Below are 15712 nucleotides of genomic sequence, written 5' to 3'. Positions count from 1 at the left end.
TTATAGGAGATTAAATGATCAAAAATTACAACTACACTTCAAAAAACGGATACGAATTAGAAGTAACCATAGGTAAGTTTGCAGAACAAGCCAATGGAGCATGCTACATAAAAAGTGGAGACACCTCCCTTCTAGTAACAGCAGTAGCAAGTGAAAAACCTAGAGAAGGTATAGATTTCTTCCCACTTATTTGTGATTTCCAAGAAAAACTATACGCTGTAGGAAAGATTCCTGGGGGTTTTCTAAGAAGAGAGGGAAAGGCAAGCGATGGAGCAACTTTGATCGCTAGACAAATGGATAGGCCTCTTAGACCACTTTTCCCAGAAAATTACTACAATGACGTACAAGTTATAGCAACAGTCCTATCAATGGACCACGACCACCTTCCAGACCCACTAACAACAATAGGTGCATCAATTGCTCTAGGTATCTCAGATATACCATTTGACGGACCAGTTGGGGCTTGTATGGTTGGAAAAGTTGATGGCAAGCTAATAGTAAATCCAAAAGAAGAGGATAGAAAAAAATCTGACCTTGAGCTAACTGTAGCTGGTAAAAAAGGCGCAATCAACATGGTAGAAGCAGGAGCAAATGAGCTTGATGAAGCTGAGATGCTTGAAGCAATGCTACTTGCTTTAGAAGAAATAGGTGATATTTCTGACTTTATCCAAACAATCATAGATGACATTGGTAAGGAGAAAAAAGAAGTAGAAGCTCACGAAGAGATAGAACTTGATAGACTAATTTCAGAAAATTTTGAAGAAGAAATCAAAAACTCAATCAGAACAACAGATAAGACTGAAAGAGAAGATAACATCTTTAGGATAGAAGAAGAAGCTAAGGAGAAATTCCTTGAAGACTATCCAGAAAGTGAAGATGAAATTCATAGAAGAATAGATGATATCATGAAAAAAGAAGTAAGAAGAATGATATCAATCGATAAGATAAGACCTGATGGCAGAGACCTTACTGAAATTAGACCTCTATCTGCAGAAGTTGAAGTGCTTCCACGTGTACACGGCTCAGGCTTATTCCAAAGAGGCCAAACACAAGTTTTATCTGTAGTAACTCTAGGTTCTCCAGCAGATAGTCAAATAATTGATGGCCTAAATGTAGAAGATATACAAAAAAGATATATGCACCAATATAATTTCCCACCATTCTGTGTAGGAGATGTTAGACCATTAAGAGGACCAGGTAGACGTGAGATAGGTCACGGCCACCTAGCTGAAAGAGCCCTTGTCCCAGTATTACCAGATGAAAAAGACTTCCCTTACACAATAAGAGTCGTATCAGAAGTATTATCATCAAATGGTTCAAGCTCTCAAGCTTCAATCTGTGGTTCAACCCTTTCCCTAATGGATGCAGGTGTTCCAATCAAAAAGCCAGTAGCAGGTATTGCTATGGGTCTAATCAAGGAAGATGATTCTATATCAATTCTTACAGATATCCAAGGCCTAGAAGATCACCTTGGCGATATGGACTTTAAGGTAGCAGGTACTCGTGATGGTATCACAGCCCTACAAATGGATATGAAAATATCAGGTATAACAAAAGAAGTTCTTGAACAATCTCTAGCTGATGCAAAGGATGCTAGATTTAGAATCCTTGATGTCATAGAAAAAGCTATAGATAAGCCAAGAGCAGAACTTTCAGAATATGCACCAAGACTTTACACAATAGACATAGACCCAGATAAGGTGCGTGAAGTAATTGGTTCTGGTGGAAAGACCATAAATAAGATTATTGATGCAACAGGTGTAAAGATTGACACAGAAGATGATGGTCATATAACAGTAGCAAGTGATAATGGAGCAAGCGGTAAGAAGGCTATAGAGATGATAAAGGCAATAGTTACCGATCCAAAACCAGGAGATATATACGAAGGAAAAGTCGTAAGAATTATGAACTTTGGTGCCTTTGTTGAAATTGCTATCGGTAAGGAAGGTCTCTTACACATTTCACAAATTGCCCACCATAGAGTAGGCAAGGTTGAAGATGAACTAGCTATTGGCGATACAGTCAAAGTTAAGGTTACAGAAATTGACAGACAAGGTAGAATTAACCTTTCAAGAAAGGCCCTTTTAGAAAAGCCAGAAAAAGCTGAAGCCTGGCCAGTAGATGAATCACCTTATAAGAATGATAAAAAAGAACAAAACTAGTAATTAAAAAAATATACTGTCCTCTGGGCAGTTTATTTTTTGCCCTTATTACTATATAATAATAATGAGGTTAATATGACAAATAAAAATCAAGGAAGGGTAAGGAAGAAGTCATCTTCCAGAGCCCCTAACAAAAGTAAACAGAAAAAAATTAGAGAAAAAAATTTCAACCTAAAGACCTTTTCTATGGTTATGATGGGACTTGCGGTATTTTTATTTATCTTTATCATCTCATCAAACACAGGTTTTTTGGGAGATAGGATAGGCGATATATTTGCCAAGCTTTTTGGAAAACTTTCAATATTATTTCCACTTGGCTTATTTGTATCCTTTTTCATGGTTTATAAGGGAATATTTAAGCAAAACTTATCAAAGATGCTTCTAATTTATGGAATATTTCTATTAACCCTTGCCATCCTTTCTAAAGACTTTGTAAGAAATGAATTAGCCTGGTCTGTAGAATATTCTGCCTTCAAAAAAAGCCTAGGAGGTGGATGGTTTGGTGGATTAGTAGGATTCTATATTCTAAACTTTATCGGTCCACTTGGCCTATATATCCTTTATATAACACTTATAGGTTCATTTATAATAAATGTAAGTCCATATTCCTATAGGGAATTTTTCCTCAAAATTAGGGATGGCTTTATAATTCTAGGACTTGGCATCAAACACTTGACTATAAAGACTTATAATAAATTCAAGGTGTTTTTAGCTGATAAGAGAGAAGATAGGCAAATCCAAGCTAAGGAAGAACCAAGAAAAATTCCAAGGTTTGAAAAAAATCCTGATCAAGAACCACGAAAAGCTGTAAAAAGAAGAGTGGCTCAGAAAAAAGAGCCACAAGCTAAAAATATAGAAATAATCAATGATTACAAGTCTAAGCAGGTTGAATTTGCAGACCTTAATGAAGATTTAAAAAGAGAGTTTTCAAACTATTCTTATCCATCAGTTGATTTATTACATGACATTGACACGGATAAGGGAATTGATAATGACGAAATCAGAGAAAAGGCTGAAATAATCGAAGAAACCCTCGAATCCTTCGGCATAGAAGGAGAGGTTGTCCAAATAGATGTGGGACCAACAGTAACCTGCTATGAACTAAAACCACAAAGAGGGGTCAAGGTTTCAAAAATTGTAAATCTTGCAGATGACCTGTCCCTATCCCTTGCCACATCAGGCATAAGGATAGAAGCCCCAATACCTGGCAAATCCCACGTAGGAATAGAGGTGGCAAATGATACAAAGGAAATGGTTGGATTTAAGGAGATAATTTCATCAGCAAGCTTTATTAAAAGCAAGTCAGCCATACCTTTTGCTATGGGTAAGTCCATATCTGGTGAGGTAATTGTATCAGCAATTGAGAAGATGCCCCATCTTTTGGTATCAGGTGCTACAGGATCAGGTAAGTCTGTTTGTATCAATACTATAATCATGTCTATTCTATACAAGCATTCACCAGATGAGGTCAAACTTCTATTGATAGATCCAAAGGTTGTAGAATTATCAGTTTATAATGGGATTCCTCATTTGATAATGCCTGTTATAACTGATCCTAAAAAGGCTGCAAGTTCCTTGTTTTGGGCGATTTCTGAGATGGAAAAAAGGTATAAACTCTTTGAAGAGCACCATGTAAGGGATATAAAGGGTTATAAAAAGGCAAGCGAGACTGACGAATCTATGGAAAACCTACCTTATATAGTTGTTATAGTAGATGAGCTTTCAGATTTAATGATGACAGCTGCAAGTGAGGTAGAAGACTACATCACAAGGCTTGCTCAAAAATCCAGAGCCTGCGGTATACACCTTATTATAGCGACCCAAAGGCCAACAGTAGATGTAATAACTGGTACAATTAAGGCCAACATTCCATCAAGGATATCTTTTGCTGTAACAAGCCAAATAGATTCAAGGACAATCCTAGATGCCCAAGGAGCAGAAAAACTTCTAGGCAAGGGCGATATGCTATATCTATCATCTGATGCCATGAAACCTGTAAGAATCCAGGGAGCCTTCGTATCCGACGATGAAGTTTTAGATGTGGTTGACTTTATAAAAAATAATTCAAAGGCTGATTACAATGAAGAAGCCATTGAAAAGGTAGAAGAGAAGACCAACACCGAGGAGCTAGAAGATGAAGATGAGCTTTTAGATGAAGCTATAAGGCTAATTATCGAGGATAATACAGCAAGTGTATCCATGCTTCAAAGAAAGCTTAAAATCGGCTATGCAAGAGCTGGTAGGATAATTGATCAATTAGAGCAAAAGGGACTTGTAGGGGGTTATGAAGGAAGCAAACCTCGCAAGGTCTTAGTTGATAGAACATATTTGGAGGAAGATTAATGAATATAGCAAATAAAGTAACTATGGTGAGGTTATTTTTAATACCAGTTTTTGTCCTAGTTTACTATTACTATGGCACATCCTATAATGTAGCAGCCATAATATTCATAATAGCATCCCTAACAGATGCCATTGATGGACACTTAGCAAGAAGTAGAAATCTAATTACAAACTTCGGTAAATTTGTAGATCCACTTGTAGATAAGGTATTAACTCTTGCAGCCTTTATAGTACTTGTAGAAAGTAAAATAATTCCCGCTTGGGCAGTAATAATAATTGTAGCAAGAGAGCTAATAATTACAGGTTTTAGGACTCTTGCAGCTGATATGGGTATAACCATAGCGGCAAGTGTATGGGGCAAGGCCAAGACTATAAGCCAGATGGTATCCTTAGTCCTCTTGCTTCTAGAAAGTGAATTTACCCATATGATTGGAATATACGTATTTTACCTAGCAGTAATCCTTACAATTATATCTGGCCTTGACTATATAATTAAAAATAAAAAGGTTCTAGACCTAGAAAATATTTAGAAAAACTATATTTTTTACAAAAAAACTTTAATAAAGAAAAAATAAGTATATAATAGTACTAACGATTAGACATTTAATGTATAAGGAGAAAATATGGATAAAGAAAAACAAAAAGCTCTGGACCAAGCTTTTAAGCAAATAGAGAAAAAATACGGAAAAGGTTCTGTAATGAAGATGGGAGATGCTCCTAAGATTGAAATTGAAGCAATACCAACTGGAGCTATCAACCTTGATATAGGTCTTGGTATAGGTGGTCTTCCACGTGGTAGGGTAATAGAAATCTATGGACCAGAATCATCTGGTAAGACAACCCTAGCCCTTCACGTAATAGCTGAAGCCCAAAAGCTTGGCGATACTTGTGCCTTTGTCGATGCTGAACATGCCCTAGATGCTGAATATGCTGCAAATCTTGGTGTAGATATAGATAATCTTATCATGAGTCAGCCAGATACAGGTGAGGCAGGTCTTGATATAGCTGAAAGCCTTGTAAGAAGTGGGGCGGTTGGCCTAATTGTAATAGACTCTGTAGCAGCTCTAGTACCAAAGGCAGAAATCGAAGGTGAAATGGGAGATAGCCATATGGGTCTACAAGCTAGACTTATGAGCCAGGCCCTAAGAAGACTTACAGGTATCATTGCCAAATCGAATACTACAGTTATTTTTATTAACCAATTAAGAGAAAAAATTGGAGTAATGTTTGGAAGTCCTGAGACAACAACAGGCGGTCGTGCCCTTAAATTCTATTCATCAGTAAGACTTGATATAAGAAGGATAAAGACCATCACCGAGGGAGATAACTCAATTGGATCTCGTACAAGGGTAAAAATTGTTAAAAACAAGGTAGCACCACCATTTAAGGTAGTAGAATTTGATATAATGTATGGTAAGGGAATCTCCAAAGAAGGAGTACTCCTAGATACTGCGGTAGATTTAGATATAATAGACAAGGCAGGATCATGGTTCTCCTACGGTGACCAAAAACTTGGCCAAGGTAGGGAAAATATAAAGAAAATGCTAGAAGATGATCCAGAATTTGTCAAAGAAATCGATGCTAAGGTAAGAGCGGCCTTCAAAAAGGACGCAAAAGCTGAAGACTCATCAGAAGAAGCCGAAGAAGATAAACAAGAATCATTACTTGAAGATAAAGAATAAAAGAAAAAGCCAAGTCATCCACAAGATGGATTAGACTTGGTTTTTTTATAAAAAAGTAAGTTGGTCAATATCCCTATCTGATAAATTTGAAAGGGAAATACCGATAAGCCTTAGATATTCACCTTCAAAAACCTCATCAAAAAGACTTATCGCTTCATTGTAAATATCACTTGCCTTATAAATGGGCTCCTGAAGTGTATAAGACCTGGTTCTATTTTTAAAATACTCATCTTTAAGTTTGATAGAAACGGTCTTAGCTTGGATTTTCTTATCATCCATCTCTTTTTCAATGAGACTTGCAATTTTTTTAAGATAGGATTTAAGGAGGATTTTATCATTGGTATTCTTACTTAGGGTCCTCTCCTTGCCGATAGACTTTCTAAGTCTTGAAACTTCAATTGGTCTATCATCAATTCCCCTAATTACATGGTAAATATAATCCCCACCCTTGCCAAAAAGGTCTTCTAAAAAGACCCTATCAAGTTTTAGAAGGTCACAAACCTTATAAATCCCAATTTGATTAAGCTTGGAAGCTGCTTTCTTACCAATGCCGTGTACTTTGCCTACAGCAAGATCTGGTAAAATTTTATCAGCTTCTTCTTTATCAATATACTTTATTCCAAAAGGTTTATTCCAGTCAGAACCGAGCTTGGCAAGAAACTTATTATAGGAAATACCGATGGAAATTGGAATGCCAGTCTTATCTATGATTTCCTTTTGTAAGTCCTTGGCAAAGGAAATTGGGTCATCCAAATAAATTTGTATATAGGCCTCATCTATTGAAACTTGCTCGTAGATTCTAGAATAGGACCTAATTATACCAAAGACCTCCCTGGACTTTTTCCTGTAATAATCATGGTCAACAGGGACAAGCTTAAGGTCAGGGCAAAGGTCCCTTGCAATAAAAACAGGCATAGCAGAGTGGATGCCATATTTCCTTGCCATGTAATTGGCAGTCGTAATGATAGACTTATTTGTAAGGCCACCCACAGCCATAGGAATATTTTTAAGTTTTGGATTTCTAAGCTCCTCGCAGGATGCGTAAAAAGCATCGCAGTCGATGTGAAATATGTACTTCATACCTATACTATACTAATTTTTGGCTAAATACCTATTATTGAATAAGATATAAGAAAAAGTACAGTTATGTTATGAGAGTAGATAAATTTTTAAAGAATTCAAGAATAATTAAAAGAAGACAAGTAGCAAAAGAAGCTTGTGAAAACGAGAGAGTAAAGATTAACGATAAAATAGCAAAGCCAGGCAGTGAGGTAGAAATAGGCGATATAATTGAAATAACCTTCGGTAAATCTGTCTTAAAGGCAAAAGTTCTAAGCCTGATAGAAGGAGCTAAGAAAAATAATGCCGAGAGCATGTATGAGGTAATAGATGGCGAATAATAGGAGAAAGGCTAGGAAAAATTCCTACCTTAAGCAAAGAGGCAAGAAGAATAAGAGGTTTTTGCTAACAGCCTTTGGTCTTGTGATTTTTTCTGTAATTGGCTTTTATTTTTTAAATTCAAATTTAAATGCTGATATGAAAAAACTCGACCAAGATATAGTTTCTAGCAAGAAAAAGCTTGAAAATGTCAAAAAAGAAATCAATAGCCTAAATAAAGACTACGAAAATAGGAATACTGACCAATTTAAGGAAAAAGTCGCCAAGGAAAAGCTAGGTATGGTCAAGAAATCTGAAGTCAAGGAAGAAAATTCAGGCGTAATCAATAAAATTGATCAAAATGATAATAAAGAAGGTCAAGAAAATAATGAAAAAGTAGAAAACCCTGACCAAGGCCAGGGAGTAGATCCTAATAATGAAGTAGAAAGCCAAGAAAATACAGAAACTAAAGAGAATACAGAAACAAATGAAAATGGAAGATAGGTTTTTAGAAACTATTAGAAAACATCAGCTAATAGAAAAAGGCGACACGATAATTGTTGGAGCAAGCGGTGGACCAGATAGTCAATTTTTAATCTATATGCTAGATAAACTTAGAAAAGAAATTGACTTTGACATTGTCCTTGCCCATCTTAACCACCTCCATAGGAAAGAGGCCGCAAAGGATGAAGACCTTGTAAGAAATACAGCAAAAAATCTTGGCCTTAAATTTTTCTCAGAAGCAAGGTCTATGGATGATTTAGCAAAGAAAGAGAAAATTTCATCAGAAGATGCAGGTCGCAGGCTGAGATATGATTTTTTCAACCGCTTAGCAGGAAAATTTCCGCATTCAAAGATTGCAGTTGCCCATAATAAGGATGATCAAGCAGAAACTGTCCTTATGAGGATAGTAAGAGGAACAGGCTTAGATGGCTTAAAGGCTATGGCTTATAGGTCTGGAAATATTATAAGGCCAATTCTAGATATTAAGAAGAAAGATATTTTAACTTATTTAGGCCAAAATAACATCCCCTACGCAATAGACCACACCAATTTTGAAGCTGACTACACTAGAAATAAGATAAGGCTAGAAGTAATTCCACTTCTAGAGGAGATAAATCCTAGATTTATTGACCAAGCCGCAAGGCTAAGCGACCTTGCCAAGGATGACCTTACAATCATAGATGATACTATAGGAGAGATTTATGATAAAATATGTGATAGGTCAGTTAGGGCAATAAAATTTAGAAAAAATGATTTTGAAAGTTTAAGAAAGCCCTACCAAAATAGGCTCATAAGACTTGGGATTGAAAAGTTAAAAGGGACTATCAAGGATATTTCAAAAGATAATATAGATGAATTTTTATCTCTAATTACTCTTGCCAATGGCAAGGAAATAATAAAAGATGATCTAAGATTTAGAAAGTCTTACGACTATTATATTTTAGAAGATGCCAAGGACTTTAAAAATGAAAGCGTCTATGATTTATACGCCGAAGATGAGATTGACTTTGATGGTAAAATCATAAAATCAAGTATAATTAATAGTAAGACTTACACAAGGGATAGATCAAAGGCTTACTTTGATTATGATAAGCTTAAATTTCCCCTAAAAGTTAGAACTAGGCGAAATGGCGATAAGTTTATACCCTTAGGAAGTAAATCTAATAAGAAGCTTAAGGACTTTTTTATCGACCAAAAGATAGATAGGGCTAAAAGAGATAGACTGCCAATAATTTTATCGGATGATAAGATTATATGGATAACAGGTCTAAGGATGAGCGGAGAATTTAAGGTCACAGACCTTACGAGCAAAATACTACAAATCGAGGTATATGATGAAGATTGACAGCAATGATCTTATAGAGAAAGTACTCATTGATGAAGAAAGTTTGAACAAAAAGATAAGAAAATTAGCTAATACTCTAAATGAACATTACGCAGACAAGGACGAACTAATTCTAATTTGCATCCTAAAGGGATCAGTGATGTTTGTAAGCGAGCTAGCTAAATATCTAAATGTAGAATGTAAGATGGAATTTATGTCAGTTTCATCCTATGCTGACAATACCTATTCTTCAGGCAATGTTAAAATCTTAATGGATTTAGACATGGATATAAAGGATAAGGAAGTACTTATTATAGAAGATATAATAGATACTGGCTACACCCTAAAGAAGGTCAAGGAGAACCTTCTTCAAAGAGGTCCAAAGGATTTAAAGATTATAACACTTTTAGACAAACCCGAAAGGCGTGAAGTTGACTTAAAATCTGACTGGGTTGGCTTTAAGATACCAAATGAATTTGTGGTAGGTTTTGGACTTGACTATAACCAATTATATAGGAATCTTCCTTATATCGGCGTAGTTAAAAGATCAGTATACGAAGACATAGAAGAGATGAAATAGGTCGCTTGGCCTATTTTATTTTGAAAGAAAGGAGAATATATGGGAAGTTTTGACAATATGATACTAATTTTATACGGGGTAATAACAGTATTTTTTATCTACAGGATTTTTAAGCAACAAAGAGATAAAAAGCATCTGGGTAGTGATATAAAGTCCTTCAAAAGACCAATATCAAGCATGGAAGCAATTTTATTTTCAATTTTAATCGTTACAGCTATAGTAAATCTTTACCAAGGTTATAAGGTATCAAATAAAAACTCCATGATGGTAGCTTCCATAATGATAGTTCTTGCTCTAGTATTTGCAATTTATTCAACCACAAAGCTTTATATAGCAGATAACGGTATGCTAATAAATACAGGCTTTGTAAGCTTTAAGGAACTTAAAAAATGGGGCTTTGACCAAGAAAGAGGAGACCTTGTTATGGCTATCAAAAAAGATGGCAATACAAATAGGGAATCCACAAAGGTAAGAAAAGAAGATATAGAAGAGATAAACGACCTAATAAGAAAGCATAAATTAGGCAAATAATCTTGAAAAAACGTCTAAAAACCGTATCATATAAGAGTTAAACAAGTAAAAAGGGGATTATATGTTACTGGTTATAGATATTGGCAACACAAACACTGTAATAGGTGTCTATGATGATGAAAATTTAAAGGCTAGATTTAGAGTGGCAACTGACTTGAAAAGCACCAGCGATCAATTAGTTGCTACTTTATTTAATATGTTTATGATTCATGGCTTTGATATAAAAAATATCAACGACACAATCATATCATGCGTAGTACCAGATGTGCTCTACAATTGGCAATCTGCAAATAGGAAGCTATTTGACAAGGAAGCTAAGGTAGTAGATCATACTACCTACACAGGAATAAGCATAGCCTACGAAAATCCAACAGAGGTTGGGGCTGACAGGATAGTAGATGCAGTGGCAGCCTATGAAAAATACGGCGGTCCATCCATAGTAGTGGATATGGGTACAGCCATAACCTTAGATGTTATAACAGGTGATGGTAAGTATCTTGGTGGATCAATTGCCCCTGGCATAAGGATTGCCCAAGATGGATTATTTGGAAAAACAGCTAAGCTACCAAAAATAGAGCTTAAACAACCAACCACAGCCATCACAGAATCAACATCAGAAGCCATCAACGCAGGAATTGTAATAGGTTATATAGGAATGATTGATAAGTTAATAGAGACAATAGAAGATGAAATCATAGAAAGGCTTGATATCAAAAGAGAAGATATCAATGTCATAGCTACTGGTGGATTTTCAGAATTAATTTCTCAATCAAGTAAATATATAGAAACCATAGAACCAGATTTGATGCTTAAAGGGCTTAAAATAATCTATGACAGAAATATTAACAGATAAAAAAATAATGCTAGCTCCCCTGGCAGGAGTCACAGATACAGCCTTTAGGATAATATGTGAAAGGCATGGGGTAGATAAGACCTTTACTGAAATGGTATCAGTCAATGCCCTAGTCTATGACAACAAGGCCACAGAGGATATCATGTACATATCAGATTTAGAAAAAAAGGCCAACATTCAAATATTTGGTTCTGATATAGACAAGATAAAAAAGGTAGTTGAGGAAAAAATAAATCCCCTTAAAAATATTGAGGAAATATCCTTTAATATGGGCTGCCCAGCTCCAAAGATTTTTAATAATGGCGAAGGATCAGCCCTTCTAAAAGATCCTAGAAAAGTTTATCAGATTACAAAGGCGCTTAGAGAAGCGACTGATAAGAAGATAAATATCAAATATAGGCTTGGTGTAGATGATGACCATATAAATTATCTAGAAAATGGTAAGGCCATGGAAGAGGCAGGAGCTGACTATCTAATCCTTCATGGAAGGACTAGGAAAGCCATGTATTCAGGAAAGGCCGACTGGCATGCTATTGGAAAGCTTAAAGAAGCTGTAAAAATACCGGTAATTGCAAATGGTGACTGCTTCAGCGTAGAAGATTTTATAGAAATTATTGATACAACAAAAGCTGATGGGGTCATGCTTGCCAGAGGTGCAATGGGTAATCCGTTTATATTTTCTTATATAAAAGACTATATAAAAACTGGATCTTACACAAAAGCAAGTTTTGATGATATAATAAATCAGATAAAAGACCACTACGAACTTGCCCTAAGATTTAAGGATGAAAGACTTGTAATAAATCAAATGCGCAAGCATGTTGGCTGGTATATAAAAGGCTTATATGAGTCTTGCGAATACAGAGATAGGGTAAATAAGATATGTACAAGCAAGGAAATTTTTGACCTGCTTGACGAATATAAAGAAAAATTAGGTGAATATAATGACAGAGAAAAAAGAAGTAATATTAACTAAAGAAAAATTAGAAAAATTAGAAGATGAACTAGAGTATTTAAAAACCAAAAAGCGTCCAGAAATGGCAGAAAAAATCAAGATTGCTAGAAGCTTTGGAGACCTTTCAGAAAATGCTGACTACGATGAAGCAAAAAATGAACAGGGTGAAGTAGAATCTAGGATAATGAAAATTGAGGATATGATCAGAAATGCCAAAACTATCGAAGTAGTAGAAAACTCTGATATAGTTGGAGTAGGAAATACTGTAAGGCTTTTTGATGAAGAATTTGAAGAAGAAGTAGAATACAAGATAGTAGGAACGGCTGAATCAAATCCTCTTGAAGGATATATTTCAAACGAATCACCAGTTGGAGAAGCTATTATTGGCCATAAGGTTGGCGATAGGGTAGAAGTTGAAACTCCAAATGGTAAAATGTATTTTGTAATTAAAGGTATTAAATAAGGAGAGAAAATGGCTGATAACACACAAGATTTAAATGAAATGCTTCAGATCAGAAGAGAAAAGCTCCATGATCTAAAAGAAGAAGGCAAAGACCCACACAGAATAGTTAATTTTAAAAACAGAACAGACTCAAAAGAAATCAAGGATAACTTTGATAAATATGAAGATCAAACTGTAAGAGTAGCCGGTAGAATTCTTGCCAAAAGAGGCCACGGAAACATGAGCTTTATGGATGTGCAAGATGAATCTGGCAGAATTCAAGTAGTAAATAGAAAAAATGTTATCGGCGATGACTTCAAATATGTCAAAAAATACGATATCGGTGATATAATCGGTGTTGAAGGAAAGGTATTTAAAACCAACCAAGGTGAAATATCAATAGAAGTAGCAAAAAGTGACCTTTTAACCAAGGCCCTACAAATGCTACCAGAAAAATGGCACGGCCTAAAGGACCCAGATCTTAGATATAGACAAAGATATGTAGACCTAATAGTAAATCCTGAAGTAAAGGATGTATTCATGCAAAGGTCAAAAATCATATCAGCAATCAGAGAATTCTTAGATAATAGGGGCTTCTTAGAAGTTGAAACTCCAATCCTAAATACAATCGCAGGTGGAGCTACAGCTCGTCCATTTATCACCCACCACAACACCCTAGATATTGATATGTACCTAAGAATAGCAAACGAGCTTTACCTAAAAAGACTTATCGTTGGTGGCTTTGATAGAGTATATGAAATAGGCAGGATGTTTAGAAATGAAGGAATGGATGCAACCCATAACCCTGAATATACCGCTATGGAATTATACCAAGCCTACGGCGACTATGAAGACATGATGGAAATCACTGAAAACATGGTTGAATTCATTGCTAAAAAGGTAAAGGGCACAACTGTTGTTGAATTTGATGGCCAAGAAATAGAACTAAAGGCACCATGGAAGAGAATTCCAATGATAGAAGCTGTTAAGGAATATTCTGGTGTAGACTTTAACGAAATTAAAACTGACGAAGAAGCAATAGCTATCGCCAAGGAAAAGGGTGTAGAAGTTAAGGAAACAAGGGGAGAAATTATAGCAGAATTCTTCGATGCTTATGTAGAAGAAAACCTAATCCAACCTACTTTCATAACTGATTACCCAGTAGAAATCTCACCACTAGCTAAAAGAAAGAACGACGACAGAAGCCTAACCTATAGATTTGAGGCCTTTATTTCTGGAGCAGAAATAGGCAACGCATTCTCAGAGCTAAATGATGCTGAAGACCAAAAGGAAAGATTCCTAGACCAAGTTAGAAAAAGAGAAGCTGGCGATGATGAAGCCCAAATGATGGACTATGACTTCGTAAATGCCCTAGAAGTAGGACTTCCTCCAACAGGTGGACTTGGAATTGGTATCGACAGACTAATAATGATCTTAACAGGCCAACACTCAATTAGAGACGTCCTACTATTCCCAACAATGAAGCCAATAGGCTTAGAAAAGGCAGAAAATGGGGGTTTGTCAAAAGAAACTTACGAAACTTACGACAAACTTACGACAGAAAAAATCGACTTATCAAAAGTAAAAGTAGAGCCATTATTTGAAGATATGGTTGATTTTGATACATTCTCAAAGTCTGATTTTAGAGTTGTAAAAGTTAAAAACTGCGAAGAAGTTCCAAAGTCAAAAAAACTTTTGAAATTTACATTAGATGATGGTTCTGAAAAAGAAAGAGTTATTTTATCTGGTATTAAGGAATATTACAGCGCAGAGAGCTTAATTGGAAAGACACTGCTTGCGATTTGTAATCTTCCTCCTCGTAAGATGATGGGAATCGACTCAGAAGGTATGATTATATCTGCAATTTGCGAGTACGACGGAGAAGAAAAACTTAACTTAATAATGTTGGATGATAATATTCCAGCAGGATCAAAATTATATTAAAGGACACGCTAATTATGAAACTGGGGTTTGTTATGAATCCCAGTTTAATTTTTAGGGGTATGTATGAGATGGATAATTAGAATAATTTTATTACCGATAAGATTAGTGTTGAGTTTGCTCATAGCTTTTTTAACCTTCATATTAAGTTTGAGTACTGCGTTGTTAAGCGTAGTTTCTACTTTAATTTTTATAATTGGATTAGCTAGCATATTTCAAGGAGACAAGCAAATTGTAATTGAAGCACTAATATTAGCATTTTTATTTAGTCCATTTGGATTACCTAAATTAGGTATATATGTTATTGGATTATTAGAATTATTAAACTATACAATAAAATCAATTTAAAGAAAAATAAATATTAGACAATCGTAGACGATAGAAAGTAATAATTCTGTCGTCTTTTTGTTATTTCAAAGAAAGGAGGTAAGAATGAATTTTGATTATTTTTATAATAGGCAATCTGAGATGTATAACTTCATTAGGTTACCTATGGTATTAATGGAAGATGAGATTTTTGAGAGCATTTCTATTGAAGCTAAAGTTTTGTATTCATATATGCTTAATCGAATGGGTCTTTCATATAAAAATGGCTGGATAGATGAAGATGGAAAAGTCTTTATTTACTACACAATGGATGCTATTAAAGAGCAATTTAACTGTGCTAATGATAAAGCCTTAAAGATTATAAATGAGCTTGATATAAAATCAGGAATTGGATTGATAGAAAAGAAAAGACAAGGACTTGGAAAACCAAATAGGATATATGTTAAAGATTTTATGAGTGTTTTCTCCGATTCAAATAATAGAAATCCAGATTTCCGAAAAGCAGAAGTCCAGACTTCCGATAATCGGAATTCAAGAACTCCTAATAACAGACTTCAAGATTTCCGAAAATCGGAAGGTAACTATAACAATATTAGTAATAATGAGTTAAGAAAGAATGATTTTAGTAAGGGACAAAAGCCTTATGGAATATATAAAAACATATTTTTGACTGATGAAGAATACAAGGACT

At 35.1% G+C, this 15712-nt stretch carries 16 protein-coding genes; 15 read left to right on the top strand and 1 reads right to left on the bottom strand.

The genetic code is table 11. The features are described from left to right. Positions 1 to 14: 14 nt before the first annotated feature. From NH286_RS06120 to recA, 4 genes are all read left to right on the top strand, one after another. Positions 15 to 2162 carry a polyribonucleotide nucleotidyltransferase gene (locus tag NH286_RS06120; RefSeq protein WP_265237626.1) on the top strand — a complete coding sequence of 716 codons (2148 nt, stop codon included), beginning with the start codon at positions 15 to 17 and terminating at the stop codon, positions 2160 to 2162. 75 nt (positions 2163 to 2237) lie between these two features. Beyond that, positions 2238 to 4505: a DNA translocase FtsK gene (locus NH286_RS06115; protein ID WP_265237625.1), complete on the top strand. Its 2268-nt coding sequence runs from the start codon at positions 2238 to 2240 to the stop codon at positions 4503 to 4505. Beyond that, entirely contained in the window at positions 4505 to 5035 is a 531-nt protein-coding gene (gene pgsA, locus NH286_RS06110) for a CDP-diacylglycerol--glycerol-3-phosphate 3-phosphatidyltransferase (RefSeq protein WP_265237624.1), read from the top strand. Before NH286_RS06115 ends, pgsA begins: the two co-directional genes overlap by 1 nt. Positions 5036 to 5128: 93 nt before the next feature. Next, positions 5129 to 6187, top strand: a complete 1059-nt coding sequence (recA, locus tag NH286_RS06105) for a recombinase RecA (RefSeq protein WP_265237623.1) — start codon at positions 5129 to 5131, stop codon at positions 6185 to 6187. Positions 6188 to 6232: 45 nt separating this feature from the next. Here recA and NH286_RS06100 read toward each other — a convergent pair whose 3' ends face one another. Next, the gene (locus tag NH286_RS06100; RefSeq protein ID WP_265237622.1) at positions 6233 to 7267 is read right to left on the bottom strand and encodes a DNA polymerase IV; all 1035 of its coding nucleotides are present in this window, start codon (positions 7265 to 7267) and stop codon (positions 6233 to 6235) included. A gap of 71 nt (positions 7268 to 7338) precedes the next feature. Between NH286_RS06100 and NH286_RS06095 the strand changes: the two genes are divergently transcribed. From NH286_RS06095 to NH286_RS06045, 11 genes are all read left to right on the top strand, one after another. Next, complete coding sequence (locus tag NH286_RS06095; RefSeq protein ID WP_106459963.1) at positions 7339 to 7587, top strand: RNA-binding S4 domain-containing protein; 249 nt, start codon at positions 7339 to 7341, stop codon at positions 7585 to 7587. Beyond that, positions 7577 to 8068, top strand: a complete 492-nt coding sequence (locus NH286_RS06090; protein ID WP_265237621.1) for an FtsB family cell division protein — start codon at positions 7577 to 7579, stop codon at positions 8066 to 8068. Before NH286_RS06095 ends, NH286_RS06090 begins: the two co-directional genes overlap by 11 nt. Then, the gene (tilS, locus tag NH286_RS06085) at positions 8052 to 9413 is read left to right on the top strand and encodes a tRNA lysidine(34) synthetase TilS (protein ID WP_265237620.1); all 1362 of its coding nucleotides are present in this window, start codon (positions 8052 to 8054) and stop codon (positions 9411 to 9413) included. The genes NH286_RS06090 and tilS overlap by 17 nt, the downstream gene beginning before the upstream one ends. Next, positions 9403 to 9972: a hypoxanthine phosphoribosyltransferase gene (hpt, locus tag NH286_RS06080; protein WP_265237661.1), complete on the top strand. Its 570-nt coding sequence runs from the start codon at positions 9403 to 9405 to the stop codon at positions 9970 to 9972. Before tilS ends, hpt begins: the two co-directional genes overlap by 11 nt. A gap of 39 nt (positions 9973 to 10011) precedes the next feature. Further along, on the top strand, positions 10012 to 10503 hold the full coding sequence (locus NH286_RS06075) for a DUF986 family protein (RefSeq protein WP_106459967.1): 492 nt from the start codon (positions 10012 to 10014) through the stop codon (positions 10501 to 10503). Between the two features lie 61 nt (positions 10504 to 10564). Next, on the top strand, positions 10565 to 11356 hold the full coding sequence (locus NH286_RS06070; RefSeq protein ID WP_265237619.1) for a type III pantothenate kinase: 792 nt from the start codon (positions 10565 to 10567) through the stop codon (positions 11354 to 11356). Next, positions 11334 to 12332, top strand: a complete 999-nt coding sequence (gene dusB / locus NH286_RS06065) for a tRNA dihydrouridine synthase DusB (protein WP_265237618.1) — start codon at positions 11334 to 11336, stop codon at positions 12330 to 12332. The genes NH286_RS06070 and dusB overlap by 23 nt, the downstream gene beginning before the upstream one ends. Continuing rightward, positions 12301 to 12774: a transcription elongation factor GreA gene (gene greA / locus NH286_RS06060; protein WP_106459970.1), complete on the top strand. Its 474-nt coding sequence runs from the start codon at positions 12301 to 12303 to the stop codon at positions 12772 to 12774. The genes dusB and greA overlap by 32 nt, the downstream gene beginning before the upstream one ends. 9 nt (positions 12775 to 12783) lie before the next feature. Next, positions 12784 to 14697, top strand: a complete 1914-nt coding sequence (lysS, locus tag NH286_RS06055) for a lysine--tRNA ligase (RefSeq protein ID WP_265237617.1) — start codon at positions 12784 to 12786, stop codon at positions 14695 to 14697. 63 nt (positions 14698 to 14760) lie between these two features. Next, entirely contained in the window at positions 14761 to 15042 is a 282-nt protein-coding gene (locus NH286_RS06050; RefSeq protein ID WP_039880650.1) for a CD1845 family protein, read from the top strand. Positions 15043 to 15126: 84 nt separating this feature from the next. After that, on the top strand, positions 15127 to 15712 hold a 586-nt coding region (locus NH286_RS06045; protein ID WP_265237616.1), incomplete at its 3' end, for a replication initiator protein A.

It is taken from the genome of Anaerococcus sp. NML200574 (assembly GCF_026131665.1).
GTDB classification, from domain to species: domain Bacteria; phylum Bacillota; class Clostridia; order Tissierellales; family Peptoniphilaceae; genus Anaerococcus; species Anaerococcus kampingae.
The sequence above is the reverse complement of the archived record's forward strand: the minus strand, read 5'-3'. Positions and strand labels throughout refer to the sequence as shown.

Bases quoted from the DNA above. Each gene is read 5' to 3' on its own strand.
- dusB (WP_265237618.1), top strand. From the start codon at position 11,334: ATGACAGAAATATTAACAGATAAAAAAATAATGCTAGCTCCCCTGGCA.
- NH286_RS06075 (WP_106459967.1), top strand. From the start codon at position 10,012: ATGGGAAGTTTTGACAATATGATACTAATTTTATACGGGGTAATAACA.
- tilS (WP_265237620.1), top strand. From the start codon at position 8,052: ATGAAAATGGAAGATAGGTTTTTAGAAACTATTAGAAAACATCAGCTA.
- greA (WP_106459970.1), top strand. From the start codon at position 12,301: ATGACAGAGAAAAAAGAAGTAATATTAACTAAAGAAAAATTAGAAAAA.
- lysS (WP_265237617.1), top strand. From the start codon at position 12,784: ATGGCTGATAACACACAAGATTTAAATGAAATGCTTCAGATCAGAAGA.
- NH286_RS06090 (WP_265237621.1), top strand. From the start codon at position 7,577: ATGGCGAATAATAGGAGAAAGGCTAGGAAAAATTCCTACCTTAAGCAA.
- recA (WP_265237623.1), top strand. From the start codon at position 5,129: ATGGATAAAGAAAAACAAAAAGCTCTGGACCAAGCTTTTAAGCAAATA.
- NH286_RS06100 (WP_265237622.1), bottom strand. From the start codon at position 7,267: ATGAAGTACATATTTCACATCGACTGCGATGCTTTTTACGCATCCTGC.
- NH286_RS06120 (WP_265237626.1), top strand. From the start codon at position 15: ATGATCAAAAATTACAACTACACTTCAAAAAACGGATACGAATTAGAA.
- NH286_RS06070 (WP_265237619.1), top strand. From the start codon at position 10,565: ATGTTACTGGTTATAGATATTGGCAACACAAACACTGTAATAGGTGTC.
- pgsA (WP_265237624.1), top strand. From the start codon at position 4,505: ATGAATATAGCAAATAAAGTAACTATGGTGAGGTTATTTTTAATACCA.
- NH286_RS06115 (WP_265237625.1), top strand. From the start codon at position 2,238: ATGACAAATAAAAATCAAGGAAGGGTAAGGAAGAAGTCATCTTCCAGA.
- NH286_RS06050 (WP_039880650.1), top strand. From the start codon at position 14,761: ATGAGATGGATAATTAGAATAATTTTATTACCGATAAGATTAGTGTTG.
- NH286_RS06095 (WP_106459963.1), top strand. From the start codon at position 7,339: ATGAGAGTAGATAAATTTTTAAAGAATTCAAGAATAATTAAAAGAAGA.
- hpt (WP_265237661.1), top strand. From the start codon at position 9,403: ATGAAGATTGACAGCAATGATCTTATAGAGAAAGTACTCATTGATGAA.